This window comes from Sulfurimonas lithotrophica (genome assembly GCF_009258225.1).
In the GTDB taxonomy this organism is placed as follows: Bacteria; Campylobacterota; Campylobacteria; order Campylobacterales; family Sulfurimonadaceae; genus Sulfurimonas; species Sulfurimonas lithotrophica.
The window spans coordinates 570,641-596,868 of sequence record NZ_CP043617.1 but is presented as its reverse complement, the minus strand read 5'-3'; the positions used below and the strand labels follow the sequence as shown (position 1 = coordinate 596,868).

The following is a 26,228-nucleotide window of genomic DNA, read 5'->3' as shown; positions in this document are numbered from 1 at the left end:
TAACAAAAAAACTATTAACAAACGGAGAATAATTTTGAACTTAGAACAAGTGGTACCGTGGGGTAGAAATTTAAAAGAATATAAAGAGATGTTTTTACTAAATGAAGAAAACATTACCTCTAATATTTTAGGATGCGGAGACGGTCCGTCAAGTTTTAACTATGAACTAACAAAACAAAATGGAAATGTTATATCAATTGACCCTATTTATCAGTTTTCGCAAAAAAAAATAAGACAAAGGATAGATGAAACATCATCAATAATTATCAATCAATTAACGGAAAATAAAGATGATTTTGTTTGGAGAAATATCTCTTGTGTAGATGAACTAATAGAAATAAGACTAAACGCCATGAATAATTTTTTAAAAGACTATGAAATCGGAAAATCAGAAAATAGATATATTTTTGAAGAATTACCAAAATTATCTTTTAATGATAATAGTTTTGATTTGGTTTTGTGTTCACACTTTTTATTCCTATATAGTGAGCATTTTAATCTACAGTTTCATATAGATTCTATACTTGAAATGATAAGAGTTTCAAAAAATGAAGTTAGAATTTTTCCTATTTTAAATTTAAAAAATGAAAAATCTATCCATCTAAAAGATGTATTAGAAGTTTTAGAAAATAAAGGTTATAAGTTTAAGATAGTAAAAACCAATTATGAGTTTCAAAAATGTGCGGATGAGATGTTAAGGATTATAAAATAATTCTTTTGTAAGTAAAAAAGCTAAAAGCTTTTTTACATCATACCAGGCATTCCCATTTGCGGAGGCATACCGCCACCACCCATATCAGCCGGCTCATCTTTTGGGATTTCAAATACAGCTGCTTCCGTAGTTAAGAGTAAAGATGCAACTGAAGTAGCATTTGTAAGTGCTACACGCTCAACTTTTAGAGGATCTATAATCCCTGCTTCAAACATATCTACATATTCACCCGTAGCAGCATTGAAACCTAAGTTCTCGTTATCAGCATTTTCGATTGCATTTACTACAACACCTGTATCGTAACCTGCATTTTGAGCTATTTGTTTTATAGGAGCTTTTACTGCACGTAAAATAATCTCACAACCGATTTTTTGGTCGTGTTCTTCAAGTTCTAAATTAACTTTCGCAGCAGCACGAACAAGTGCAGCTCCACCACCTATAACTATACCCTCTTCAACAGCGGCTTTTGTAGCACTTAGTGCATCGTCAACTCTGTCTTTTTTCTCTTTCATCTCAGTCTCGGTTGCGGCACCCACTTTGATAACCGCTACACCGCCTGATAATTTTGCAAGACGCTCTTGAAGTTTCTCTTTGTCATACTCGCTTGAAGTTGCATCTATCTGTGTACGAATTTCAGAGATTCTTTGTTTAACTTGTGCTTCATCACCTGCACCATCAACGATTACAGTGTTGTCTTTATCTATTACAACACGTGCAGCTTGACCTAGCATCTGAATGTTTGCACCCTCTAGCGTGTGTCCTGTTTCTTCGCTGATTACAGTACCTGCTGTTAAAATAGCTATATCTTGAAGCATAGCTTTACGTCTGTCACCAAAACCCGGAGCTTTAACAGCAGAGATATTTAACACACCGCGAAGTTTATTCACAACTAAAGTTGAAAGTGCTTCACCTTCTACATCTTCCGCAATGATTAGAAGCGGACGGTTAGTTTTTTGAACTTGCTCTAAAACAGGAAGTAAATCTTTTAGCGAGTTGATTTTACTGTCTGCTAAAAGAATGTAAGGATTTTCAATCTCTGCTATCATTTTATCAGTATTTGTAATGAAATACGGACTTAAATAACCGCGGTCAAACTGCATACCCTCAACTACATCTAACTCATCAGAGATACCTTTAGCTTCTTCAACTGTGATAACACCGTCTTGACCAACTTTCTCCATAGCTTCTGCTATCATATCACCTATCTCTTTGTCAGAGTTTGCAGAGATAGTAGCAACTTGAGCTATCTCGTTTTTATCTTTGATAGTTTTTGAAGCAGCTTTTAGATTTTGTAAAATAGCTTCACAAGCTTTGTCCATACCACGTTTAACTTCAACAGGATTTGCACCCGCTGTTATGTTTCTTAGACCCTCACTAAATATAGCATTAGCCAAAACAGTAGCAGTAGTAGTACCGTCACCTGCTTCATCTGCAGTGTTAGATGCTACTTCTTTAACAAGTTGAGCACCCATATCTTCTAGCTTATCGCTCAGTTCTATCTCACGTGCAACAGACACACCGTCTTTTGTGATAATAGGAGCACCATAGCTTTTTTGGATTAGAACATTGCGACCGCGTGGTCCCATAGTAACTTTAACTGCATCACAAAGTTGTGCTACACCACGTGCAAGTTTATTTCTTGCATCATCTGAAAAAATTATCTCTTTTGCCATCTTAATTCTCCTTAACCTATGATTCCAAAAATATCTTCAACATCTAAAACTAAATACTTTTCACCATCAAGTGAAACTTCATTGCCTGCAAACTTACCAAATAAAACGTTATTTCCGTTTTTAAGTTCGCTTACCTCACTGCTTATTGCCACAACTTCACCTTGTGAAGGTTTTTCAGCAGCATTATCCGGAATAATGATTCCCGAAGCAGTTGTACTTGCCTCTTCTAATCTTTTTACTAATACTCTTTTACCTAACGGTGTAAAATTCATTTTAACTCCTTATAAACAGTCTAAATTAATATGCGAATATTACTAAAAATTAGTAACAAAGTCAACACTCTTAGTCTATAAGACTCAATATTTATATATAGTTAAAGCTAAAGTATATTGAGTTTATTATATTATAATTTATTTTTCTATAAATAAAAGGTTTTTTAAAGTTTTTAGGTAGTATAATTCCACCCTCTTAAACGGATGTCAAGGTAGCTCAGCTGGTTAGAGCGCTGGTCTCATAAGCCGGAGGTCGAGAGTTCAAGTCTCTCTCTTGACACCATCTTCAATTAAACTCCTAAAATACGAACTTTCAGAGAATCAAATTTTTAAATTATGCCAAAATTGTGCCAATTCTGTTCTAGTGTGCCAAAACTAGATTTCATTATGTAAAAAAACTGCTCTTTGTTTTCTCTCATTTTTAATGTATTTAACATATTTTCGTAAAGTCATTTCAGTTGAACTGTGACCTAACATATGAGAGACCCAAAGTATATCTTCACCCTTACTTATCATTAAACTTGCAAACGAGTGTCTAATGTTGTAGATTGTTCTATATTCTAAATTTGCTCTTTTTAATCTGTCTTTCCAAGAGTAATCTCTTACCTTATTACTATATAAGAAACACAAAAGAGTTTTTAGTTCCAGTTAATTTATATTATTGGTCTATTTAGATTTTAACAAAAATCATTTAAAAAATTTATATAAATTAATTTGCATTAAGTTTAGACAAATAATAAACTCTATACAATTTTCTAAAATCTTTATTAATAATTATAAACATAGGTTATTAATATAGTTTTAATCTGTAATTGTTTAGTTGTTTCTAATAATATCAATATGTATTTTATAAATATGTGTAATACAGATTTTTTGACAAAGTTTTAAAAAAAAAGGGTTATAACATATGCTAATTGGTCTATTTGTAAGGAATATAAAAAGCTATGAAAAAACTTTTTATATCCCTACTGTTAAAAATAACAAGCCATTCACTTTTTATATTGGTGAAAATGGAGTAGGTAAAAGTTCTATTTTAGAAGCACTTGATATTTTTTTTAATAATAGAGAATGGAATATAAATAGAAATTCCAAAAAACATGACGCATTTATATGTCCAGTTTTCCTTATAAAAAAAGAATCTTTAAATTTAACGAATAATGAATTAAAGATAATTTCCACTATTAATGATTTATTTTTAAGTTGGGATATCAATGATACTAACTATTTAAAATCAAATCAACATGTTCTAAACTTTTTTTACTTTTTACAAGAAGTAAAAGAAATGAATAATTTAAATGACTATTATCTTTTATTAACACCTCTTCATGTAAGTAAGCAAGTTAATGATTATTTTTTCTCTTTTGAAAAATTCATTACTAATCAAATGGAATTTGACATAGGAGATGTTAAAAACTTAATAGAAAAAATAAAAAATATATATTCATACATATATGTACCTGTTGAAACACCTGTGGACGAAATATTAAAAATGGAAACAACAGAAATGCAAATGTTATTAAGTGAGGACATTTTAGAATATACTGAAAAGATGTTATCATCAAAAGCTTCAATAGATGGTAAAAAAATATCAATTGTAGATTCAATTAATAATAAGCTTGATATATTTATGTATGAAGTTAATGATATTATTTCTAATATAGATAACAGTTACGCTTATACAGCAGATAGACAATTTAAAAAATATTTAACTCCAAAAGATATTAGAGAACAAATTTTTAAAGCATATTTTTCAATTAGAAGTTTAAGTAAAAATGGAAAAGATATTGTTCAATTAAGTTCTGGTGAAAAAAGAAAAGCTCTTATTGATATAGCAACAGCATTTTTAAAACAAAGTTCAAAAAGAGCAAAAGAAGTTATATTAGCGGTAGATGAACCTGAAACATCCATGCATATGAAAAATGTTTTCGATCAGTTTAAACAACTAGAAAGTTTAGTTTTAGAACATAATGTACAATTTATAGGTACAACACATTGGTATGGCTTTTTACCTATTAGTGATTATGGCAACTTAAATCATATTGCACTAGAAGACAATGATATAAAAATTAAAAACTTAGATTTTTATAATCTTTTTGAACAACAAGATTTATTTCCAGATGATATTGAAATGAAAAGTTTTTTTGAATTAGTTACATCAATCATAACTTCAATTAAATCAACAACAAGATTTAATAAATGGATAATATGTGAAGGAAGTGATGATAAAAAATACTTAGAATATTATTTAAAATTTAATCAAAAAAATTCTAATCTTAGAATCATACCAGTAAGTGGATGTGGTAATGTAAAAAAGCTATACCATTTACTCTATGCTTCATTAAGTCAGAAAGATAGAGTTAAAATACATGGAAAAATACTTTGTCTTGTAGATACTGATTTAAGACAATTTGGTTTGGATAACAATATTCTATCTGACAAAGATAATACGATTTACATTAGAAGAATTCAAATTCATAAAGACATAATAAAATTAGATAAAATTGCTCAAAATACACAAAGATATTCCCAAACTGAAGTCGAAGATTGTTTAGAACCTAAAAAATATTTTGATACAATAAAACATATTGCTATTGGCACTGATATTGAGCAAATTTTAAACTCATATAAACAAAATAATAATTGTAAGATATCTAGAATACCATCAAATAATGGAGAAGCTGTTTTATTAAAATTTGATGAAGCTAATGGTTTAATAGAACATGTTAATCAATTTTCAGAAGTTATTAGCTTTTTAGAGAAAACAAGTACAAAACAACAAATTTGTAATTATTATGTTTCTAAATACAATTCAGAGTTTATTCCATCATGGATTTTAGATATTGTTGAATTACTAGAACTAGACAGTTGTGATATACCATCTATAGATGTTAAACAAGAAGGTACAAAAGCTTTAGGCAGGAAGCAAGTCATAGATACTAAAAAAACTATAGAAGAACCTATTGAGACTAAAGAAAAAGTAGAAAAAACTATAAGTAATAAAAATGAAATAAAGTTATCCAAAGATAATAAAGAAGCAAAAGAAGATATAAGTAATCAAGAGAAAATAAAGTTGTCCTCAAATAATAAAGAAGATTTAAAAGAAACATTGGACATTGAAAAAGGAAGAACAAAACTTATAGATAAGGAAAAGTCAATTGATTTTTCAGAGTTAGATGCTGAACTCCTTAAATTATTTGAACAAGAAAAGTTTTCTAATAATGATTCTCACATTATAAATGATTATATGTCAAAGAACTTTAATAATGAAAGTTTTATTTATTTATTAAATAAGTATTTTATAAAGCTTTCAAATAATTTAAATATATTACACAATATTATCAATCACGAAATACCAATAAAATTTTCAATTGATGACCTTTTAAATAATATACAGACGCTTACCTCTGGATCACAATATAAATTACATCTAATTTTAGAAATAATGTTTATTTCTATGAAGACTTTTAAACAAGATGATTTAGAAAAAGTTACTAATATTATTAATTCTAGAAACGTAGTTAATAATACTGCAGATATTAATGAATTTTATTTTACTATATATGTTGCATTAAAATTGAATAATTTAGATGAATTAAGGTTATTATTTTCAGAAAGTGCATTGATTAATATAATTAATTCTGTAGAAACTATTATTTACTATCAACATTTTGGGAAATATATTCAAATAGGTTATGAGTTTAAAAATATCATAGGTCTAAGTAATAATTTATTTAATGGCTCTAGTTACGCTCCTTATCTTGATATATATATTCATGCATTAAAACAATATGAAGCATTTGAGTTATTATTAGATGAAGATAAAAAAGGAACTTTTAGAAAAAAACTTGATAACTACTATAAAAATAAGCCTAAGCAGAATACAAAATACAACAAACTATTTAATAAAATTTTTAGTAAGTTTAGTTTAAAAGAAAACTAAAAAACAATATTTGTTAATAATTAAAAAGTATTTTTTGAACTGTTGAATCATAAATTACTGTTCCATAAATGACTCCAATTGTTCCATTTTTAAAGTTTTATGAAATTAGAAAGTGCCTATTCATAGGCATTTATAGCTTTTTATATTTCTATTTTGGCTATCTCTCTCTTGACACCATCTTCAAAAAAACTATTTATAATTTTTTTCTTTCTAGAGTATATTTATGCTAAAATCATCTTATGTTTTTAAAAATAAATTTCCTTCAAACCATATTATTTTTACTATTTTACGTATCTTGTTTAAATGCAAACAATAATAACTTAGAAAAAGTATCTCTTCAACTTAACGGTCTAAGTACATTTGAATTTGCAGGTTACTATATGGCTTTAAAGAACGGCTACTATAAAGAAGCGGGGCTTGATGTAAAAATATTAGAGAGAAATTTTAACAAAAATAATATAGACCAAGTTATAAACGGCGAAGCTACATATAGCATCTCGGATTCAAACATTTTACTTTACCGCTCATACGGTCATCCCGTACAAGTTATGGCATCTATATTTCAACACTCTCCACTTGTACTCATATCAGCTGAAAATACTATGATTTTCAGTCCTTTGGAAATGAATAATAAAATCATTTCTTACCCTGAAGCTACGGATAATGCTGCAGTAAGTGTATTGCTAAGTTCTTCTGGTCTTAAAAAATCAGACTATACATACATACCTTTTAAAAATGATTATAAAGATTTTTTAGAAGGAAAGATAGATGTAATATCCGGACATTCCGGTCGTATTATATTTGACTTACTGGATGAAGATGTCGATTTTAATATAATTAATCCCGTAAACTACGGTGTTGATTTATATGACGGCATACTCTTTAGTAGAGAAAAAGAACTGAAAAACAATCCAGAACGTTCAAAAAAATTTCTTGCGGCATCTATAAAAGGATGGAACTATGCTATGGACAATAAAGAGTTAAGTGCAAAAACCCTCATTGATGAATACGGAAGCAAATCAACTCTTGATGCCCTTTTATATGAAGCAAATCTGTATGAAAAACTTATGGTTAGAAAGTTGGTAGATATAGGTTATACAAATTCAGACAGATTTTATAAAGCCGCCCAAGCATTTGAAAAGATGGACAAATCCGATAAAGATTCATTAAAACAAGCTCTAAAAGAGTTAGTTTGGAATCCAAATACGGATAAACCGAATTATGAAAAATATTTAAACATACTTTTGATTTTTGTAATAGTAGTCATAATTATAATTTTTTCACTTTTATTATTTAGTAAAAAACTAAAAGATACCGTGGATTTAAGAACAAAAGAGATTAACGAAAAGAACAATATTTTAAAAGAGGTACAAAGTATTGCCCATCTAGGTTCATGGAACTATGACGTAAAACAAAAAAAGCTGGATTGGAGCGATGAAATTTTTAGAATAATAGGCTTTCAACCACAATCATTTAAACCAAATGAAAATACTCTTCTTTCTTATGTACACCCTGATGATTTTAAGCATGTACAAAAAGCCCGTAAAAAAAGTATGACGGACAAACAGCAATGCAATATCGAGTACAAAATACTAAGAGACGACGGCGATATACGATATGTACAAGAAAACATCATCCACAGTTTTAATGCTAAAGGCAATCTAGTAAAAAGTATAGGTACTATATATGATATAACAAAAACTATCCTTCACGAAAAAGAGCTAAAAGAACAAACAAAAAAAGCTATGGAATCAAACATAGCCAAATCGGAATTTTTAGCTAATATGAGTCATGAAATAAGGACGCCGCTAAACGCCATAATGGGTTTTATAGACCTTTTAAAAGAAAAAGAACGAGATAGTGAAAGCTTAAAGTATTTAGGCGTAATAAATAGTGCAAGTAATGATTTGTTGAATATAATCAACGATATACTTGATTTTAGCAAAATTGAGAGTGGAAATATAACTATAGACTCGATAAATTTTAATCCAAAAAATGAGTTTTTAACAACAAAAAAACTTTTTGAAGCTAGAGCAAACGAAAAAAACATAATACTGTATTTGACCATAAATGAACTCCCGAAAATCTTAAAAGGAGATGTATTAAGAATCAAGCAAGTATTAAATAACCTTATAGGAAACGCCATTAAGTTTACGGCGGAAGGTAAAAATATTTTTGTAGATATCATGTACTACAAATCTCAACTGCGAGTAAGAGTAAAGGATGAGGGTATCGGTATTTCAAAAGAATATCAAAAAAGGATTTTTGAGCCATTTTCGCAAGAGGACAATTCAACCACCAGAAAGTATGGAGGTACAGGCTTAGGTTTATCTATTTCTTATAACCTTATTAAGATGATGGGAGGTAAACTTGATGTAAAAAGTGAACTGAACAAAGGTAGTGAATTTTACTTTTCTATCCCTCTTGAAACCAGTGATGAGCAAGAGGATGAAAAACCAAAACTTAGTGACATAAAAAAAGAGTTAGAAGGAAATATTTTGTTGGTAGAAGACAATAAAGCAAATCAAATGTTTATAAAAGTCATCTTCAAAAAAGAAAAAGTAACTTACGATATAGCAAACGACGGTTTTGAAGCAATAGAATATTTTAAAAACAATAAATACGATGTAATACTTATGGATGAAAATATGCCTAATATGAGCGGGATTGAAACAACTTCTAAAATTATAGAGATAGAAAAGAAAAATAAACTAAAACATACCCCTATTATAGCTCTAACGGCAAATGCTTTAAAAGGCGATAAGAAAAAATTCTTATCTGCAGGGATGGATTATTATTTAACAAAACCGGTAGATAAAAATATGTTACGACAAGTTTTAAGCGAATATCTTAACTAAACAAAAGGAGATATTATATGACTAGAAATATGAGCGTATCCGGAACTTTTTACCCGAGTCAGGAAAAAGAGATTTTAAAATATTTTGAGCATTTTTCTTCCTTAATAGAAGAGATTTCCTTACCGTCTTCAAAAGCTATAATAGTACCACACGCAGGTTATATCTATTCAGGCTTTACGGCAAACATTGCATATAAAGTTTTAAAAAACAGCTCGGTTAAAAACTTTTTAATCATAGGTCCTTCTCACAGGATTGGATTTCAAAGAAGCAGTATATGTAATTTTGAGGCTTATGATACACCTTTTGGAGAGATAAAAGGGGATAACGATATATTTGACGAACTAAAATCAAAGTTTAATATATCTTCATATTATGAAGCGCATCGTGAGCACTCTACCGAGGTACAGTTTCCATTTATAAAGCACTATATACAAGACGCAAGTATTATAGAATTAGTCTATTCTAAAGAAGATCCAAAAGAACTCTCAAAATTAATAAAATATATATATGAAAAAAAAGACTGGGGCGTAGTTATATCGACTGATTTAAGCCACTTTTATAATTTAGAAGATGCAAATTCTCTAGATGCAATATGTATAGATGCCGTAAAAAATATGGATGTAAACTCTCTTCATAAAGGTTGCGAGGCTTGCGGTATTATAGGTATAGAAGCGATGCTCTTAAGTGCCAATGAGTTAAACTTAAAATCAAAAATACTCGATTATAGAACGAGTGCAGATGCAAGCGGTGACAACTCTAACGTAGTAGGATATCTAAGCGCATGTTTTAACTAAAAAGTTCTTTTGGTTCATCTATATAATAACCTTGGGAAAAGTCGATTCCAATCTCGTTTATTATATTAAATATCTCTTCGTTTGATACAAACTCCGCAACTGTTTTAACATTAATTTTGGTAGCAAAACTTTGTATTGTTTCCACTACGTTTCTGTTAAAAGTATTTTCATGTATATTTTTAATCAAGCTACCGTCTATTTTAATTATATCCGGTTGAAAATCAATTAATCTTTCAAAGTTTGAATAACCTGCTCCAAAGTCGTCTATAGCGATTTTCACACCGTATTTTTTAACTTCTGTAATAAAATTTTTAACTCTCTCAAAATCATAAAACAATTCATCTTCCAAAAGCTCAAAAATAACCCTTTTTGCACAATCTTTATTATTTTTTAAAAACTCTAATATTCTTGAAGATAAAGCTCTGTCTTCAATATCTAAAGCAGATAAATTTATAGAGATTTCGTTTTGCGTCATTTTTAATGCTTTAAAGCTATTATCTAAGACACACTTCGTGATACTTGTATAATATCTACCTTTTTTTGCAATATCGAGGAAAAAAAACGGAGATACTACTTTATAGTCTTCGTCAATAATTCGAACAAGAGACTCATACTTTTCTATCTGTTTTGTTTTATTGTTAAAAAGCGGCTGATAATAAGATACGATTTTTTTATTATCCAATGCATTTTTAATCGTTTTAATCATTTTTATATTTTTTTCCGCTTCTTTATGAACATGTTCTACTATCTCATTGGAAAAAATAATATTTCTTTTTCCCTTCATTACATGACTTAAACCTATTCTTGAATATTCAAACAATTGTTTTGTATTATATGAAAAACTTATGTCAACAGCTACTTCATACTCATAGTTATCTAAAAGGATTTTGACGTCTCTGATATTACTTTGAAATTCTGTACATGTTTCATACATATCATCCACTACGATTACTTCATCTTTTTTATCGTTTAGAAGTGCAAACTCGCCGTCTGAGGTATGATATAAAGTTGAGTTTTTACATTTTGCAGGTATGATATCCGGAATTATTTTGGCAAATTTTGACTCGATTCTGTTTACGACTTCTTCTGAATAAAACTCTTCAAGAAGCTCATAGTCTTTTATTTTAAATAATACCAACACAGGATTTTGACATAAATTAATATCATCCATCAAAGCAGATTTGTTAGGAAGATTTGTAAAGCGGTTTTTAGAAGCAAGTATATATTGTTTATTTATTTTTGAGAGATTTGCATAAGATTTGCATCTGGCTATTAGTTCATGTTTATCAAAAGGTTTGGAGATAAAATCGTTAACTCCAAAATTAAGAGCTTTTATTTTATCGTCTTTCTCACTTAATGCCGTAATCATGAGAATCGGTGTTCTTTTAAATTCTTCTAAATTTCTAATTGCTTTTGTAGCTTCATACCCGTCCATAACAGGCATCATACCATCCATTAAGATTACATCAGGCGTTAACTCTATACACTTTTGTAAAGCCTCTTCACCGTTGGCCGCTTCATAAAGTTTATATCCCTCTTTTTTTAATGCAATTTTTATTGCAAGTCGATTATCTAATAAGTCATCTACAATCAAGATACTAAGTTCAGCTCTCACTTATCATAATCCTCCTGCTATTTTGTAAATCTTATCATACTCTTATTGATTCTACCAATTCTTTTAATTTATTATATTCCTTTTCATAGTCCATTGTATTATTATTTCTTGCACTATTTTCTATATTTCTTGCAAGAGAAGATATCTCGTCAAGTTTTATATTTGCGGCACTTCCTTTGATAGCATGCGATGAAGCGAATATTGATTCTAAATCATTTTGAGCTATTGCATCTTTTAGTTCAACAAGACCTTCCTCGGCACTGTCTAAAAAAACATCAACTAACATCTCAACATCTTCCAAATCAAAATCCAATTCTTTTGCTATTGCTTCTAAATCAATGCTGTAAGCCATCTACCATCCTCTTGTACTTAAGTGAGTATCTTATTTAAAACTGTTTTATATGAAATAATTTCTATACGAATATTATAGTAAAATTATCTTATAGGTAAATTACTCAAAAAAAAATTTGCATATCGAGGAGAAAGTATTATCAAGTTTTGCTTTTATACAAATCTCTTTTTTCAGGTATGGATGGTAAAGTTTTAACTTACTTGCATGTAAAAGCATTCTATGACAATCAAACTCTGCACGTATCAGTTTGTTATGCTCCCCTCTTCCGTATTTGGTATCTCCTAAAAGATGGTGTGATATATGTTTCATATGACGGCGTATTTGATGTTTTCTACCTGTTTTTGGTTTTAGTTCAACTAAGGAATATCTAACTTTATCATAACGCCCGACTGCGTAGTCAAGTTCTGTTTTAGCCAAAGTCTTGTAATGTGTCACTGCATCTTGAGCTTCTTTGTCGTTACGGGAATCTTTATCGGCTATCTTGTCAAGTTTTTCTTTTAGAGCATAGTCTATAATACCTTCATCTTCGGTATGTCCGCGTACAACTGCCAAGTAAGTTTTTTCAATGCTATGGTTTTTAAATTGCTCGGATGCTAGGTTCGCACTCTCTTTATCAAGTGCAAAAAACAATACTCCCGAAGTAGGCTTGTCTAAACGATGCAGTGGATATACATAGCGACCTATCTGATCACGTAGCATCTGGATCGCAAAGCGGGTTTCATGCCTGTCTATAGGCGAACGATGCACCAGTAAACCGCTTGGTTTGTTAATGGCTATATAATATTCGTCTTTATATAAAATCTCTAATTCTTCATTTTCATTCATATGAAATTGTATCATTTAATTTTTGTGATATAAATTTGATATAATTCTATATAATAAAAAGTAATTCAAGGATTTTTTTTGAGCTTACACAGTTTTTTATGGGAATACGGAGCAAAAGTTCCGGGATACGATATAAGAGTTATCAATGAAAGAGAAGCAAGAGCGGCGGCAGGAATCCTTGGAACACTTGGGATGATTGTCGTGTTTGTCGCTATTGGTTTCAATCACACAATAGTTGCAAGAGTATATCTTGCATTTATGTTTTTTGATTTTACTATGAGAATGATAAGTACAAACTACGTTCCTTCTTTACTTATGGGAAGATTCTTTGTCCAAAATCAAAAACCCGAATATGTCGGTGCTTTGCAAAAAAGATTTGCATGGACGCTTGGTTGGATTATTTTTATTCCGATTATGTGGTGGTTTGTAATAAATTGGGATATATCTTTTTATAAAGTCCTACTTTGCGTACTTTGTCTTTTACTTACCTTTCTTGAGAGTGCATTTTCAATATGTATAGGTTGTATAATTTACCAAGCTATAACTAAAGAGGAAGCAAAACACTGCCCCGGAGGTGTATGTGAGGTACGTCAAAAAGAGCCTATACAGACCTTTAACCCAATTCAAAAAACAATAACGGCAATATCTATGATTGGACTAATTGTGGGAACGTATCTGTTTTTAGCAACCCAAGAACCTAAAACATTCTTTGGTGAATTTCTTCATGAAGCAATTTTAACAGATGCACAGCTTCAAAAAGAAAAAGATGAAGCATACCAAAAACAGCTAGAAAATGAGTTTGGGGATGATGAAGATTAACCTCTCTTCGTCACCTTTCTGTGTTTGTTGGTAGTTTTTTTATAATGTTTTTTACGAGGTTTTTTAATCTCTTTTTTATGCTCGGACTTTAGTTTAGTCTCTTCAACGTCTTTACGTCTTATAGTCGGATCTGGCTCAAAACCCTCAACCGTCTCTTTTGGTATTTTTTGACCTATTAAACGCTCAATTTCTTTTATATCAAACTTCTCGTATATATCTAAAAGTGTTATAGCTTCTCCCTCACGCCCTGCACGACCCGTACGCCCTACACGATGCACATAATCTTCAGGTACGCTTGGAAGTTCATAGTTTATTACATATGGCAACTCTTCTATATCCAAACCTCTGGATGCAATATCCGTAGCTACAAGTACGCGTATTTTTTCCTCTTTAAACATATTAAGAGTTTTAAGACGTTTTGCCTGCGTCTTATCGCCGTGAATCACATCAGCTTTTAGTCCGTCTTTTTTAAGCTCTTCAACAAGCTCATCCGCACTTACTTTAGTTTTTGTAAATACAAGCACCTGTCTAAAGTTGCGTGAACCTATAAGATATGCACACAAGGCTGCTTTTTTATCGGTATCGACCATATATGCAACTTGATTTATAGTATCTACCGTTGAGTTCTTTTTAGCTGATTCTATAAACTGCGGTTTTGTAAGGATGAGTTTTGAGAGTTTTCTGACCTTATCGGAGTATGTAGCCGAAAAAAGAAGTGTTTGATGTCTTTTTGGAAGTAATGGATGAGTTTTTTTTATCTCTTTTACAAAACCCATGTCAAGCATCCTGTCAGCTTCATCAAGTACAAATATCTCTACATCGTTAAGTTTTAAACCCTTATCCACATGTTCTATCAAACGCCCTGGTGTAGCTATAACTATATCTACACCCTTATTTAAAATTCTTTGCTGAGATTCTATATCTTTACCGCCGACAAGTACGGCTATATTTAATTTCATATTTTTTGCATAGTTGTTTAAATCTTCATATATCTGGATGCTAAGCTCACGCGTAGGAGATAAAATAACACCGCGCAGAGTTCTGTTTTCATCTGCACTCGTGTTACGCAGTCTTTGAAGCATTGGTAAACCAAAAGCTGCTGTTTTTCCCGTACCCGTTTGAGCCGTTGCAAATACATCCTCTTTTGCTAAAACAAGCGGAATAGCTCTTGTTTGTATAGTTGTAGGATTTTTATACCCTAACTCTTTTATAGCTGAGAGTAAAGGCTTCATCACACCCAATTTTTCAAATGACATATATTTTCTCTTTTCTTTTATACTTGTAAATTTATATGAAATTTTAGCATATTAAAGATATAATCTTCCAAAATTAATATATGAGAAAATCACAACTTTAAACAAAGCAAATCAGATGGTCAGAAAAAATTTAAAAAAAATATCAAAAAGCCAAAAGATAAAAGAGTTTATAAAAAAATATAAAGTCCCTCATGAATACCTTTCTACAAATAGAAAAATGGTATCTCGCGGAGTTACTTTGGGTATATTTATAGCTTTTATACCTATGCCTATGCAGATGGCTGCCATACTAGCTTTTATGCCTTTTTTTAAGTTCAACGTCCCGCTAGGACTTGCTATGTGCTGGCTATCAAACCCTTTTACAATGCCGCCTATGTACTACATGGAATATTTAACAGGCAGTTTTTTTCTAGGCATAAAACCGGAACCCGTCGAGATGACACTGGAGTGGTTTAGCAATAATCTGGACAATATTTTTATTCCCTTATACACAGGGACTGCTTTTTATTCTATAGTCGGTTCATCACTTGCTTTTTGGATAGTAAATCACTTTTGGAAAGGCTCGGTGCATAGAGACAGAAAACTACATCGAGACGATAGAAAAAATTAAAACCAGTAACGCGGATAATGTCTTTTTGGATTATTTGAGAGGTTGTTAATTACAAGAGCTATAACAAACATCACAAAAGAGTTTAACAGTATCGGCATAAAAGCAAAAAGATAACCAAGTTGATGCGTTTGCTCACTACCCACTATAGCTACCAAAGCAGTTGCTCCGCCGGGAGGATGAATTGTCCGTGTAAAGTGCATCACTATAATTGCTACGGAAACGGCGATTGCACTTAAAACTTCTATATCAAAATGCAAAAACTTATAAATCGTTATGCCAACGAGTGCAGATATAACATGACCGCCTAAAAAATTTCTCGGTTGTGAAAAATCCGCCTGAGGAGCCGCAAATATTAAAACTGCGGATGCACCGAATGAGCCTACTAAAAACAAAGTATCGGTAGCATTTAGATGTATTTTTTCATTTAATATAGATATTGTATATATACCTAAAAAAGCACCCAACCACGACCAAAGTATTTTAGAAAACGGTTTTCTTGGAGGACACTTCTCAAAGCCTTTCATTTTTAACATATAGTTTTTTAGCTTATTTGGTCTGTTCAATTTTAAATTCTGCTTTTTTTATAAAAATAAATCCAAAATATAACTCCAATACTAGCCATTCCAAGGCTCATGACTTGACCTTGGGTTATAAAATTACAACATATATAACCTATTTGAGCATCAGGGGCACGCCAAATCTCGGCGATTGCACGAAATATCCCGTAACTCATCCCATATACGAGTATTAGTTCTCCTGAGAATTTTTGGTATTTTCTATAGCTGTAAACAACTAAAAAAACTAAAATTCCTTCTAAAAAGGCTTCATACAGTTGTGATGGATGACGAAGTACGCCATCGACATAGATGCCCCAGCTTACATCCGTTTCCCTGCCAATAAGTTCTTTATTTAAAAAGTTTCCTATACGACCAAACGTAAAAGCAAGAGGTACGGATATTGCGACCAAATCCATTATTTTTCCAAATGGAGACTTGTACTTTTTGGTAAAAAGGTATGAGCCGATAAAAAAACCTATAATAGCACCGTGATAACTCATACCTCGAATACCTACAAAATCACCGTTTGCATCAAAAGGGTTAAATATCTGCCAAGGATGAGTTAAATAATAAGATGTATGAGAATCGTAAAAAAGGATAAAACCAAGCCTTGCACCTAAGATTATACCTATCTCAATATATATAAAATAGATATCCAAATGTCCTTCTTTAAACTCTAGGTTATCTCTTTTTATAAAATATTTTCCGATATATAAAGCACTAACTAAAGCCAGTACATACATCATCCCATACCAGTGAATAGGAAAAGAAAAAATATGAAACGCTATTGGATCAAAGTTATCGTATATATGATTCCAACTGCTATTTGGCATTATTTTCTTAAAGCCTCTGCTATAAGTTCTATAGGGTTTTTAAACTCGACATTCTCAACGCCGCTTACATTCATGGAGTTGTTTATCTGCATACGACACGCTGAACATTCAGCACTTACAATTTCCGCACCGCTTTTTTCTATCATAGCAGCTTTAGGTTTACCTGCAGCTTCTGCAAAGTGGTACTTCTCAGTCTGCATAGTTACACCGCCAAATCCACAACAAAGATTTGGATCACTCATCTCGACTATTTTATAGTTTTGTCTTATCAGGTTTCTTGGTTCATTGTAGATGCCTTGCATCTTCTTAGCATGACAAGGATCATGATAAGTAACGATGTTTGGCATACTTTTTTTAGATGCCAACAGTTGTTCTAACTGGGTATGATGCTGAAGCCACTCTGTAGCCATAAATATTTTATCTTTTATTTTTTTTGCTCTCTCTAACCACTCAGGCTGGTCATGAAAAAAGTGTTCATAATCAATCTTCAGCATAGCACTACAAGTAGCTTCAGGAACTATGATAGCTTCGATATCATCACCAAATTTCTCAAAATATTCAATATTGAACTTTGCATTATGATCAACCGTATCAAAATCACCCGTAAAATATGCAGGAGCCGCACAACACTTTTGATCTTTTGCGAGGAAAGCATCTATCTCCAAAGTCTCTAAAATCTCTAAAAGAGACTCCCCGACTTTTTTATAGTTATAGTTTCCCAAACAACCGATAAATACTGCTACTTTTCTTTTTCCGCCATTATCTATATTTTCTTCGTGAGAGTTTAAAAACGAAGTCTTCATTAAAGACGGCAGCAAACGATCTGCTTTTATCATAGGGACAAAAGAGCGCGGACTCATAGAGTCTATTTCGGCTTTTATTTTAAATCCGCAAGTTTGAAAAACGTAACCCAGTTTAAAAGCCAAGTCGTTTAACCAGCGGTGGCGAAGAAGTAAAAAGAAAAGTTTTTTATACCAAGCTATACCGAATTTTTGTGCTATATCTGCACGAGCTTGCTCAATTACCATATCCGTAGGGAGTGATTTTGGACATACTTCCGTACAAGCTGTACATAAAAAACAAGACTCAAAGATATCTTTTGCATTTTTATCAAGTTCTAACTGACCACGTTTATATGCACCAAGCAAATCGATAAAACCACGAGGACTTGTAACCTCGTCGGCATTAACGTTATGTATAGTACATACCGGGATACATTTACCGCATTTTACACACTCATCACTGACAGCGGTAAAGTTAAAAATATCTTCTGTTTTTTTATCCATTTTATACCGTTTTTGAGAAAGTCTTTTTATTAGCTGCGTGTTTTTTCATATATGCATCAAATGGCATACAGATGTTTCTAATTAGTAAAGTACCCGTTTGGCTACACTCTATTTTATTTTCACTGATACTTAACAAATCTTCCTCTTGAAACGGCTTTAAAGCTTCAAGTGCATCTGCAAAATATGTATTAAAATCAACATCGAATTTTTTGTTAAATCTGTCTATATCTAGTTTAAAATTACTCATTAACTCCATAATCACGTATTGGCGGATTAGGTCATCTTCATTTAGAACTATACCGCGTTCAAACGGAAGTTTGCCCTCTTCTATAGCCGCTTCGTACTCTTTCATATCTTTGAAGTTTTGGTTGTAGCTATCAACTCCTTCACCGATAGAAGTAAGTCCTACACCTATCAAGTCGGCTCCGCCTTTTGTGGTATAACCTTGGAAATTTCTGTGAAGCTCACCTTTTTCGATAGCCTTAAAAAGCTCATCTTCAGGTTTTGCAAAGTGATCCATTCCAACCATTTTATAACCATTTGATGTCAGATAATCGATAGTATATTTCATAATCTCTAACTTCTCATCCGGACGTGGAAGTGTAGTCTCGTCAATCTTACGCATAGTTTTTTTCATCCAAGGAACGTGTGCGTAGTTAAATACTGCAAATCTATCAGGGTCAAGTGTTAGTGAAAGACGAAGAGTCTCTTTAAAAGTCTCCAGTGACTGAAAAGGAAGTCCGTAAATCAAGTCAACGTTAACTGAAACCATATTATATTTTCTTGCCAAATCCATAGCTTTTTTTGTTATCTCATACGGCTGAACACGGTGAACTGCTACTTGAACTTTTTCGTTAAAATCTTGAATACCAAAACTTACACGGTTAAAACCTGCATCTGAGAGAACCTTCATCTGGTCTTCCGTAATATGACGTGGATCTATTTCACAGCTTATCTCTGCATCACTTCTAAAATTTGGAAATACTTTTTTGATTTCATCTATCACCTCTTTTAACTGAGGCGCAGAAAAAAATGTAGGAGTACCGCCGCCAAAGTGCATCTGAAGCACGTCACGAGAAGTGTCTAGATGCTTAGCTAAGATTTGAAGTTCACGTTTTAGGTAATCTACGTAACGCATCATCTTATCTTCTTTAGACGTAAATACAACGTTACATCCACAAAAATAACAAGCGTTTCTACAAAACGGAAGGTGAAAATAAAGGCTTAAGGGACGTGAAGGATCTTGCGATTCTATCTTTTTTATATACTCGTCATACGCATACGAATCACTAAACTCTAGTGCCGTCGGATAACTTGTATATCTTGGTCCCGGTTTTGAATATTTTAAAAATTTTGAAAAGTCTAACATCTTATTTGCCTCTTATTAATTACGCGATTATCTCCAAACTTTATTAACGAATGGATAAAAGCTTTATCTTGGAAGTCCACCAGGGAAACCGCCCATACCGCCTGCTCCACCCATTTGACCCATCATATCTTGGAGTTGTTTCATACCGTTTTTGCCTGAGAATTTTTTAGCCATTTTTCCTGCATTTTTAAACTGCTTTATCATACGGTTAATCTCAACCTGAGTAAGTCCACATCCTCTTGCTATACGCTCTTTACGGGAGTTGTTAAGCAGATCCGGATCTTCTCTTTCTTTTTGCGTCATAGATGAAACCATAGCTTTTATATTTTTAAGTTCTCCAGAGTTTTCTAAATCAAAATCTTTTAAAGCTTTGCTCATGTTACCCATACCTGGCATCATACCTAGAAGTGATTTCATAGAACCCATCTTTTTCATAGATTCCATCTGCTCTAAAAAGTCATTAAAGTTGAACTTACCTTTTTTAATTTTCTGAGTCAGTTTTTTAGCTTGTTTCTCATCAATAACACCGACAGTCTTTTCAGCTAAACCTTCAACGTCTCCAAAGCCCATAAGACGGTTTACGATGCGTTCGGGCATAAAGATTTCCAAGTCTTCCATCTTTTCACCGCTACCGATGAAACGTAATGGAACTTCAACTTGACTAGATAAACCAAGAGCTACGCCGCCTTTTGCATCACCGTCGTATTTTGAAAGGATTACACCGTCTATTCCTATTTTTTCTTTAAAAGTAGTTGCCGTTCTTACTGCATCTTGACCGGTCAGTGAATCTGCAACATAAAAAATCTCGCTTGGTTTTGCTACGTCTTTTACAGCATGAAGTTCTTGCATAAGTTCATCATCTATTGCTAAACGACCCGCCGTATCTATTAGAACTACGTCGTAGATTTTAGAGTTTGCATACTCTAGCGCCGCTTTTACAACCTCTACAGGATTTTTAGTAGCTTCATCTTCGTAAAGTTCAACTTCTATCTGTGTAGTTATTTGGCGAAGCTGTTCAACCGCTGCCAAACGTTGCAGGTCGGCTGCAACTATAAGAACTTTTTTCTGTTTGTTTTTTAAATAAGTCGCTAGTTTACCGGTAGTTGTCGTCTTACCAGAACCCTGAAGACCTGTCATAAGTATAACAGTAGGTGGATTTGGAGCAAATACAAAACCTTTGTTCCCCCCTACTTCTAAAAGCTCGTTTAGCGTGATTCTAAGTGCTTCTAGAAACTGGTCTTTTCCTATACCTTTTTCTTTTGTCCTTGTTTGAACGTTAGTTATTAACTCTTTTACGACTTTATGGTTTACATCTGCTTTTAGTAAAGACTTTTTAAGCTCATCAAGTGCTTTTTTAAGTGCCTTGTCATCATCAAATGTACGGATTTTTTTCATCGCTGTCGTAAACGAGGATGTTAGTGTATCAAACATAAAAATACCTTCTAAATATCTGTATAATTTTTGAGGATTATATCTAAGTGGTGCTTTATATCTTTTTAATCAAATTTTTTGCGTGTTTTTAACACTCTTTTAATCTTTATAAGACGATAATTAATATATAGCTAAAAAGACAGGAGATTATATGAGTAAACACAAAGACAAAATAGCAAAGATTTTTGAGCATCCAATCTCTGGAAATATTGATGCAAGCAGGCTTGTACATGCGTTAGAGCATTATGGAATTGAAGTAGATATGACTAAAAAGCATCGTGCGCTTTTGCATTTTGAAGCTAAGGAACACTCTATAGCTCTCTCACATAGAAATGAATTATCTAAAGATGCAGTCGTTAAACTTCGTCACTTCCTTGAAGAAGTAGGCTTAACTCCCGATAATTTATAGACTAGTTATTCCATACTTGTATTTTAACTTTTATATCCATATGAGTAAGATATAAACGAAGGTCAAACTCTACCTGATGATAATCACAGAACATATGTTCACAAAGCTTATAAAATGCCTTGTTGTGCTCTTTTTCTTTAAAGTGTGCAAGTTCATGTACGACTATCATCTGCAAAAATTCTTCTGGTGTATTTTTAAACATAGGCGCAACTCTTATCTCATTTTTTGCTTTTAGTTTTGAGCCTTGAACACGTGAGACAAAATGGTGAGTCCCCAAAGCATTATGTATAACGTTTATCTTTCCATCATACACAACTTTGCTAAGAGGGGCTGTTTTTTTCATATACTCGTTTTTTATATCCTGCACATATGAAAAGAGTGCTTTATCGTTTTTATATGAATGTGGCTTTGGATACTTACCCAGTAGATAATTCTCAAGTTTATCAGCATCTATAAGGGCTTGTACTTGTTTTTGAACAGAAGGGGGATAATGGCTTAAATATTTTAGTTTTTTCATTTTGTATGTTTTGTTAAAAAGGCGTTTATCTGATTTGCAAAAAGTTCTGCATCTTTACTTGAAAATGGTTTAGGACCTTTTGTTATCTCACCGCTCTCACGTATCTTCTCCATCAAGTTTCTCATTGCCAGATACTGTTTTATGTTATCTACACTGTAAAGCTCACCCCTGTGATCAATTGCGTGTGCATTTTTTGTTATAGTCCTATCAGCCAGCGGAATATCTGCAGTGATTACCAAGTCACCCTCTTCTAGCATCTCTACTATTTTGTTATCAGCCTCATCTGCACCTGCATCTACTATCATGTACTCAACAAAGTCAGATTTGCCTATATTTATCTTTTTATTTGAAACTACTATGGTTTTTATTTTTAAACGCTCTATCTGTTTTACAAGTATAGGCTTAAGTAGGTTTGGAAAAGCATCACCATCTACATACATTTTAAACATTGATTAACTCCAACTTCTCTTTCCTACTAAGCTGTTTTATCTCATACTCACGTCTACTTGCATCGACTCTGTCGGCACAGTTCTCATAGTACACAAGCTCTACGGGACGTCTTACTCTTGTATATTTAGCACCTTTAGTGGAGCTGTTATGCTCATCCAAACGTCTGTCCAAATCTGTAGCTACACCAGTGTAGAGAGTATCATCGGCACATTTTAGTACATATACCTTCCACTTGCTTATTGGCGTTACAAAAGTATCTAAACCATCTACTTGATAGAACTTTGCATCGCCCTTTTTACAGTAGTAGATGCTATATGCAGATGTCAGAGCATCTAACATATCCTCATAATCTTTTAGTTTTTTCCCCTTTAAGGTACTCAGGTCCTCTTTTAGAATTTTATGAGAATAAAACTCTTTTAAAAGGTATTTTTTATAGATATCTAACTGGGTTTTTATAAACTCAGTATTTCGACCTTTTTTTCTTTTGTATGGGAGTATCTCGTGATTGTTCCAAAGCATAGCAACAGTCGAGTGTGTATAAACCTCAAAAATCACTTTATCGTGCTTGTAATCACGTTTAAAACCAAGTTCATTGAGTTTATCAAACAAGCCTACGCTTCTAATTGTCGGGGAATATTTTGTAAGCAGTTTTTTATTTGCGGGAAGCATTGATATCTTGTACTTTGCAAAGTCTTTGTTAAACTCTTTTTCTATATCTCTGTTTCCGCTATCATTGGGAACTACAAGAGGTGCATCTACGCCTACATGTACTTTATAATCTTTGTATTTTAAAATCTCGTCTAAGATTTCATCTATGGAGTTAAGGAGTTTTACATCTAGTATTTTAAGTTTGTTCTTGGAGGGTTTGGCAACACAAAATCCGCTTGGGTTTTTCTCACCCCAAGCTAAGTCGATGCCTATATAGAGACTATCTTTTTTTTTACTCAAAATGCACAAATGCCTTTGGCTCAGGTGCGGTAAATTCCATACCCAAAAGTCTTACTTTATAAGCGTGAAGCATCACACGTTTTGAACGTCTTCCTCCGTATTGTTCATCACCGATTATCGGATGGTCAACATAGCGAAGGTGTGTACGGATTTGGTGTGTACGTCCGTGATGAATTATACATTTTACCTTTGTTTTTTTAGCACTTACAATGTCAGGAAAGAACTCACTGCGTGCCGGTTTTCCTTTGGACGATACGTTTGATTGTGCACGGTTGTTTTTCTTTGTAGTAAATATAGGCTTATCCACTTCGATAGGCTCACTCATGATTCCTTCAACCCATGCAATATACTCTTTGTAAACATTGTCTTTTTTGAACTCTTTAATAGCCTTTTGACGAAACTCTTCATTTTTTACAAGCATCAAAACACCGCTCGTTTCACGATCGAGTCTGTGTAAAAGCTGAACACCTTTAAACTGGCGTTCAATCTCGTCAGAGTTTACATACGGTGGTTTATCTACTACCAAGATATCGTCATTTTCAAAGATGATATTCGGTTTCTCGACTTTTGTCACGCGAAACATAGTTTTGTCATCTATCTCGCCGCGAGCTATCATAACCTTTTTATTTCCGACATAAACAAGCCCGCGGTCTATCATAGACTTTGCGACACTGTTAGACACACCCTCTTGAGCCGCTAAAAGTTTATACGCTTTCTCTTTCACTTTTATCTCCTTTTCCAAGGAAGTAAATTCCTTGTAAAATTCCTCTCACTAAAGCTACGCCTGTCGGCGAGAAGAACTTTATATTTTATTATTTTTTTAGTTTATCAATAACCCTGTCTAAATCTATCTTCTCTTCTACTATTGAAGGAGGTAGCTCTTTCGCATTGTCCAATGCTTCTTTTATCCCGTCTGCATCAACATACTGGACATGATGTACATACTTAAACAACTCTTTTTGATGAAAGAAATGTTTTCCCGTAATTATCTTGCATCCAAAAAAAGCAGGCTCTAGTGGATTATGTCCCCCTACGTCTTCGCGAAATGCACCACCTAATATAACTACATCACTTATATTGTAAATGTTATTTAACTCACCCATTGCATCTACGAGTATCATATCAGCAAAAAAGTTCTTCTCCTCGCTAAAACGAGACAAACTTAAATTATATTCTTTTGCATAAGCTTCCATCAAAAGATATACACTCTCAAAACGCTCAGGATGTCTTGGAACGACTATCAACTTTGAGTCATTTGTTTCTTTATAGCTAACATATGAATCCAAGATAGACTGTTCTTCACCTAGATGCGTACTTCCCGCTACGATAACTTCTTCGTGAGGTTTATCGAAGTCTTTTGTTTTTTTAATCTCGGCTGCAAGTTTTATGTTTCCAACCACCTCAATATTTCTAGCACCTAAAGCTAAAAAACGGTTTTTATCGGCTTCACTTTGAGCATATATCATCTCAACGTTTGAGAGTAGTTTCTCATAAAACCATGCAAACTGCAGATATCTTTGTGCACTACGTTCAGATATACGGGCATTTAGTAAAATAACACGACTTCCCATAGATGCAGCCACTGCAAAAAGCATATACCAAAATTCTGCTTCCAAAACTACTACTACTCGCTGTTTCTTTGCCCAAAAAGGTAGAAACATCTCGTAAGGCAGGTATCTAACTTCAGCATCATATTTTTTAGCTTCAGCCTGACCTGTATGAGTTATGGTAGTTATTTTTATATCTTCACCGTCTAAGCAATCTATAATCGGTTTTAATGCTCTTGCTTCACCGAGTGAACATACATGAAACCAGATGCCATCTTCACTTGAAAATCTTTTATTTTTATATAGAAAAAATCTTGCCGGAATTGATTGTTTATACTTTGGTTTGAGGGATAACAATATCAAAAGCGGAAGTGCTACAATATATAGCACGACACTTAGGATAAAGTAAAAAACACTGAAAGGCAATGCCTTATTGCTCTGCAGTTTCCACATAAAGGATACGACCACAGTGTGGACAGTTAGTGATATCTTCACCTTTGATTACATCAGCGTAAACTTTATCACTGATTAACATATTACAACCCATACAAGCTTGTTCTTCAACCTTTACAACCGTTGTATTTTTAGCCCAGCGACGAATTTTTTGGTAGAACGCTAAACCTTTTTGATTTACCGTACTTAAAAGTTTCTCTTTTTCAACAAATACTTTTTGTCTCTCTTCATTGATAACTTTTAGTTTTTCGTCAACGTCAGCTTTTACAGACTCTAAATTAGCTTCTATTTCAGCTAGAGCTGTTTTTGCAGCTTCGATTTGCTCATTTTTATTATCTATGATTTTTTCTAAACGCTCAATCTCTTCGTTAGCAAAAGTTACTTGTTCTTTTGCTATCTCTTCTTCAAGTTGAAGTGACTTCATCTCACGTTCAGTTTTTACTTCTTTAGATTTTTTAGAGTTATCTTCAAGTTTTTGAGAAAGTTCAGACAGGTGAAGTTCGTTTTTAGATTTTTTTAACTCTTCTTCTTTAATTTCGTTACTTAAATTTTCAATATCTTTATCTATACTCTCTTTTTTTGCGATAGCCGCTTCATAACTTGCGTTTGCTTCTTCAATTTGCGGTTCAAAAGCATCTATCTCTTTATCAACTATTGATAGGTCTATTAGTTGTTTTAGGTGCGGATTCATTAATCTCCTTC

The 26,228-nt window shown here is 32.6% G+C and carries 25 protein-coding genes and 1 tRNA gene; 8 read left to right on the top strand and 18 right to left on the bottom strand.

Annotated elements, in window-relative coordinates; all coding sequences use genetic code 11:
• The first annotated feature begins 34 nt into the window (after positions 1-34).
• Positions 35-712 carry a class I SAM-dependent methyltransferase gene (locus tag FJR48_RS03135; protein ID WP_152306709.1) on the top strand — a complete coding sequence of 226 codons (678 nt, stop codon included), beginning with the start codon at positions 35-37 and terminating at the stop codon, positions 710-712.
• A 32-nt stretch (positions 713-744) separates the two neighbouring features.
• Here FJR48_RS03135 and groL read toward each other — a convergent pair whose 3' ends face one another.
• A complete protein-coding gene (gene groL / locus FJR48_RS03130) occupies positions 745-2,385 on the bottom strand; it encodes a chaperonin GroEL (protein ID WP_152306708.1) in 1,641 nt (546 codons plus the stop codon).
• An 11-nt stretch (positions 2,386-2,396) separates the two neighbouring features.
• Complete coding sequence (groES, locus tag FJR48_RS03125; RefSeq protein ID WP_152306707.1) at positions 2,397-2,657, bottom strand: co-chaperone GroES; 261 nt, start codon at positions 2,655-2,657, stop codon at positions 2,397-2,399.
• A 206-nt stretch (positions 2,658-2,863) separates the two neighbouring features.
• Between groES and FJR48_RS03120 the strand changes: the two genes are divergently transcribed.
• Positions 2,864-2,940, top strand: a tRNA-Met gene (locus tag FJR48_RS03120).
• 92 nt (positions 2,941-3,032) lie between these two features.
• Here FJR48_RS03120 and FJR48_RS03115 read toward each other — a convergent pair.
• Positions 3,033-3,287, bottom strand: a complete 255-nt coding sequence (locus FJR48_RS03115; RefSeq protein WP_188108610.1) for a tyrosine-type recombinase/integrase — start codon at positions 3,285-3,287, stop codon at positions 3,033-3,035.
• A 277-nt stretch (positions 3,288-3,564) separates the two neighbouring features.
• On the opposite strand from FJR48_RS03115, the gene FJR48_RS03110 reads away from it, so the two are divergent.
• The 3 genes from FJR48_RS03110 to amrB all read left to right on the top strand — a co-directional run bounded on the left by FJR48_RS03110 (position 3,565) and on the right by amrB (position 10,249).
• The gene (locus FJR48_RS03110) at positions 3,565-6,597 is read left to right on the top strand and encodes an AAA family ATPase (protein ID WP_152306705.1); all 3,033 of its coding nucleotides are present in this window, start codon (positions 3,565-3,567) and stop codon (positions 6,595-6,597) included.
• A gap of 239 nt (positions 6,598-6,836) precedes the next feature.
• Positions 6,837-9,455: an ABC transporter substrate-binding protein gene (locus FJR48_RS03105; protein WP_152306704.1), complete on the top strand. Its 2,619-nt coding sequence runs from the start codon at positions 6,837-6,839 to the stop codon at positions 9,453-9,455.
• A gap of 17 nt (positions 9,456-9,472) precedes the next feature.
• Positions 9,473-10,249: an AmmeMemoRadiSam system protein B gene (amrB, locus tag FJR48_RS03100; protein WP_152306703.1), complete on the top strand. Its 777-nt coding sequence runs from the start codon at positions 9,473-9,475 to the stop codon at positions 10,247-10,249.
• Here the strand turns inward: amrB and FJR48_RS03095 are convergent.
• From FJR48_RS03095 to truC, 3 genes are all read right to left on the bottom strand, one after another.
• Positions 10,242-11,864, bottom strand: a complete 1,623-nt coding sequence (locus tag FJR48_RS03095; RefSeq protein ID WP_152306702.1) for an EAL domain-containing response regulator — start codon at positions 11,862-11,864, stop codon at positions 10,242-10,244. The genes amrB and FJR48_RS03095 overlap by 8 nt on opposite strands.
• Before the next feature lie 34 nt (positions 11,865-11,898).
• Positions 11,899-12,216 (bottom strand): Hpt domain-containing protein, encoded by a 318-nt coding sequence (locus FJR48_RS03090; RefSeq protein ID WP_152306701.1) that lies wholly within the window; start codon positions 12,214-12,216, stop codon positions 11,899-11,901.
• Between the two features lie 99 nt (positions 12,217-12,315).
• Positions 12,316-13,041: a tRNA pseudouridine(65) synthase TruC gene (truC, locus tag FJR48_RS03085; RefSeq protein WP_152306700.1), complete on the bottom strand. Its 726-nt coding sequence runs from the start codon at positions 13,039-13,041 to the stop codon at positions 12,316-12,318.
• A 78-nt stretch (positions 13,042-13,119) separates the two neighbouring features.
• Here truC and FJR48_RS03080 point away from each other — a divergent pair, with 78 nt between their 5' ends.
• Positions 13,120-13,860, top strand: coding sequence for a DUF4395 domain-containing protein (locus FJR48_RS03080; RefSeq protein WP_152306699.1), 741 nt, complete (start codon positions 13,120-13,122; stop codon positions 13,858-13,860).
• Here FJR48_RS03080 and FJR48_RS03075 read toward each other — a convergent pair.
• Complete coding sequence (locus tag FJR48_RS03075; RefSeq protein WP_152306698.1) at positions 13,857-15,116, bottom strand: DEAD/DEAH box helicase; 1,260 nt, start codon at positions 15,114-15,116, stop codon at positions 13,857-13,859. The two genes, FJR48_RS03080 and FJR48_RS03075, sit on opposite strands and share 4 nt — an antisense overlap.
• A gap of 115 nt (positions 15,117-15,231) precedes the next feature.
• On the opposite strand from FJR48_RS03075, the gene FJR48_RS03070 reads away from it, so the two are divergent.
• Positions 15,232-15,726, top strand: a complete 495-nt coding sequence (locus tag FJR48_RS03070; protein WP_152306697.1) for a DUF2062 domain-containing protein — start codon at positions 15,232-15,234, stop codon at positions 15,724-15,726.
• On the opposite strand, the gene FJR48_RS03065 is transcribed toward FJR48_RS03070, so the two are convergent.
• From FJR48_RS03065 to ffh, 5 genes are all read right to left on the bottom strand, one after another.
• Positions 15,723-16,289, bottom strand: coding sequence for an HPP family protein (locus FJR48_RS03065; RefSeq protein WP_241856105.1), 567 nt, complete (start codon positions 16,287-16,289; stop codon positions 15,723-15,725). The genes FJR48_RS03070 and FJR48_RS03065 overlap by 4 nt on opposite strands.
• Positions 16,290-16,291: 2 nt before the next feature.
• The gene (gene lgt, locus FJR48_RS03060; RefSeq protein ID WP_152306696.1) at positions 16,292-17,116 is read right to left on the bottom strand and encodes a prolipoprotein diacylglyceryl transferase; all 825 of its coding nucleotides are present in this window, start codon (positions 17,114-17,116) and stop codon (positions 16,292-16,294) included.
• Positions 17,116-18,402, bottom strand: coding sequence for a (Fe-S)-binding protein (locus tag FJR48_RS03055; RefSeq protein ID WP_152306695.1), 1,287 nt, complete (start codon positions 18,400-18,402; stop codon positions 17,116-17,118). The genes lgt and FJR48_RS03055 overlap by 1 nt, the downstream gene beginning before the upstream one ends.
• Position 18,403: 1 nt before the next feature.
• Positions 18,404-19,771, bottom strand: coding sequence for an oxygen-independent coproporphyrinogen III oxidase (gene hemN / locus FJR48_RS03050; RefSeq protein WP_152306694.1), 1,368 nt, complete (start codon positions 19,769-19,771; stop codon positions 18,404-18,406).
• A 63-nt stretch (positions 19,772-19,834) separates the two neighbouring features.
• Positions 19,835-21,202 (bottom strand): signal recognition particle protein, encoded by a 1,368-nt coding sequence (gene ffh / locus FJR48_RS03045; protein ID WP_152306693.1) that lies wholly within the window; start codon positions 21,200-21,202, stop codon positions 19,835-19,837.
• A 151-nt stretch (positions 21,203-21,353) separates the two neighbouring features.
• On the opposite strand from ffh, the gene FJR48_RS03040 reads away from it, so the two are divergent.
• The gene (locus FJR48_RS03040) at positions 21,354-21,611 is read left to right on the top strand and encodes a hypothetical protein (protein ID WP_152306692.1); all 258 of its coding nucleotides are present in this window, start codon (positions 21,354-21,356) and stop codon (positions 21,609-21,611) included.
• A gap of 1 nt (position 21,612) precedes the next feature.
• On the opposite strand, the gene FJR48_RS03035 is transcribed toward FJR48_RS03040, so the two are convergent.
• From FJR48_RS03035 to FJR48_RS03010, 6 genes are all read right to left on the bottom strand, one after another.
• Positions 21,613-22,128, bottom strand: a complete 516-nt coding sequence (locus FJR48_RS03035) for a YgjP-like metallopeptidase domain-containing protein (RefSeq protein ID WP_152306691.1) — start codon at positions 22,126-22,128, stop codon at positions 21,613-21,615.
• Positions 22,125-22,577 carry a YaiI/YqxD family protein gene (locus tag FJR48_RS03030; RefSeq protein ID WP_152306690.1) on the bottom strand — a complete coding sequence of 151 codons (453 nt, stop codon included), beginning with the start codon at positions 22,575-22,577 and terminating at the stop codon, positions 22,125-22,127. Before FJR48_RS03030 ends, FJR48_RS03035 begins: the two co-directional genes overlap by 4 nt.
• Positions 22,570-23,526 carry a DUF429 domain-containing protein gene (locus FJR48_RS12265; protein ID WP_152306689.1) on the bottom strand — a complete coding sequence of 319 codons (957 nt, stop codon included), beginning with the start codon at positions 23,524-23,526 and terminating at the stop codon, positions 22,570-22,572. Before FJR48_RS12265 ends, FJR48_RS03030 begins: the two co-directional genes overlap by 8 nt.
• A complete protein-coding gene (locus FJR48_RS03020; protein ID WP_241856103.1) occupies positions 23,519-24,250 on the bottom strand; it encodes a pseudouridine synthase family protein in 732 nt (243 codons plus the stop codon). Before FJR48_RS03020 ends, FJR48_RS12265 begins: the two co-directional genes overlap by 8 nt.
• Before the next feature lie 88 nt (positions 24,251-24,338).
• Positions 24,339-25,526, bottom strand: a complete 1,188-nt coding sequence (gene waaA / locus FJR48_RS03015; RefSeq protein ID WP_152306688.1) for a lipid IV(A) 3-deoxy-D-manno-octulosonic acid transferase — start codon at positions 25,524-25,526, stop codon at positions 24,339-24,341.
• Positions 25,504-26,217 (bottom strand): zinc ribbon domain-containing protein, encoded by a 714-nt coding sequence (locus FJR48_RS03010; protein WP_152306687.1) that lies wholly within the window; start codon positions 26,215-26,217, stop codon positions 25,504-25,506. Before FJR48_RS03010 ends, waaA begins: the two co-directional genes overlap by 23 nt.
• Between the last annotated feature and the right edge of the window lie 11 nt (positions 26,218-26,228).

Bases quoted from the DNA above. Each gene is read 5' to 3' on its own strand.
- groL (WP_152306708.1), bottom strand. From the start codon at position 2,385: ATGGCAAAAGAGATAATTTTTTCAGATGATGCAAGAAATAAACTTGCA.
- groES (WP_152306707.1), bottom strand. From the start codon at position 2,657: ATGAATTTTACACCGTTAGGTAAAAGAGTATTAGTAAAAAGATTAGAA.
- FJR48_RS03110 (WP_152306705.1), top strand. From the start codon at position 3,565: ATGCTAATTGGTCTATTTGTAAGGAATATAAAAAGCTATGAAAAAACT.
- FJR48_RS03105 (WP_152306704.1), top strand. From the start codon at position 6,837: ATGTTTTTAAAAATAAATTTCCTTCAAACCATATTATTTTTACTATTT.
- amrB (WP_152306703.1), top strand. From the start codon at position 9,473: ATGACTAGAAATATGAGCGTATCCGGAACTTTTTACCCGAGTCAGGAA.
- FJR48_RS03090 (WP_152306701.1), bottom strand. From the start codon at position 12,216: ATGGCTTACAGCATTGATTTAGAAGCAATAGCAAAAGAATTGGATTTT.
- truC (WP_152306700.1), bottom strand. From the start codon at position 13,041: ATGAATGAAAATGAAGAATTAGAGATTTTATATAAAGACGAATATTAT.
- FJR48_RS03075 (WP_152306698.1), bottom strand. From the start codon at position 15,116: ATGTCATTTGAAAAATTGGGTGTGATGAAGCCTTTACTCTCAGCTATA.
- FJR48_RS03070 (WP_152306697.1), top strand. From the start codon at position 15,232: ATGGTCAGAAAAAATTTAAAAAAAATATCAAAAAGCCAAAAGATAAAA.
- lgt (WP_152306696.1), bottom strand. From the start codon at position 17,116: ATGCCAAATAGCAGTTGGAATCATATATACGATAACTTTGATCCAATA.
- FJR48_RS03055 (WP_152306695.1), bottom strand. From the start codon at position 18,402: ATGGATAAAAAAACAGAAGATATTTTTAACTTTACCGCTGTCAGTGAT.
- hemN (WP_152306694.1), bottom strand. From the start codon at position 19,771: ATGTTAGACTTTTCAAAATTTTTAAAATATTCAAAACCGGGACCAAGA.
- ffh (WP_152306693.1), bottom strand. From the start codon at position 21,202: ATGTTTGATACACTAACATCCTCGTTTACGACAGCGATGAAAAAAATC.
- FJR48_RS03040 (WP_152306692.1), top strand. From the start codon at position 21,354: ATGAGTAAACACAAAGACAAAATAGCAAAGATTTTTGAGCATCCAATC.
- FJR48_RS03035 (WP_152306691.1), bottom strand. From the start codon at position 22,128: ATGAAAAAACTAAAATATTTAAGCCATTATCCCCCTTCTGTTCAAAAA.
- FJR48_RS03030 (WP_152306690.1), bottom strand. From the start codon at position 22,577: ATGTTTAAAATGTATGTAGATGGTGATGCTTTTCCAAACCTACTTAAG.
- waaA (WP_152306688.1), bottom strand. From the start codon at position 25,526: ATGTGGAAACTGCAGAGCAATAAGGCATTGCCTTTCAGTGTTTTTTAC.
- FJR48_RS03010 (WP_152306687.1), bottom strand. From the start codon at position 26,217: ATGAATCCGCACCTAAAACAACTAATAGACCTATCAATAGTTGATAAA.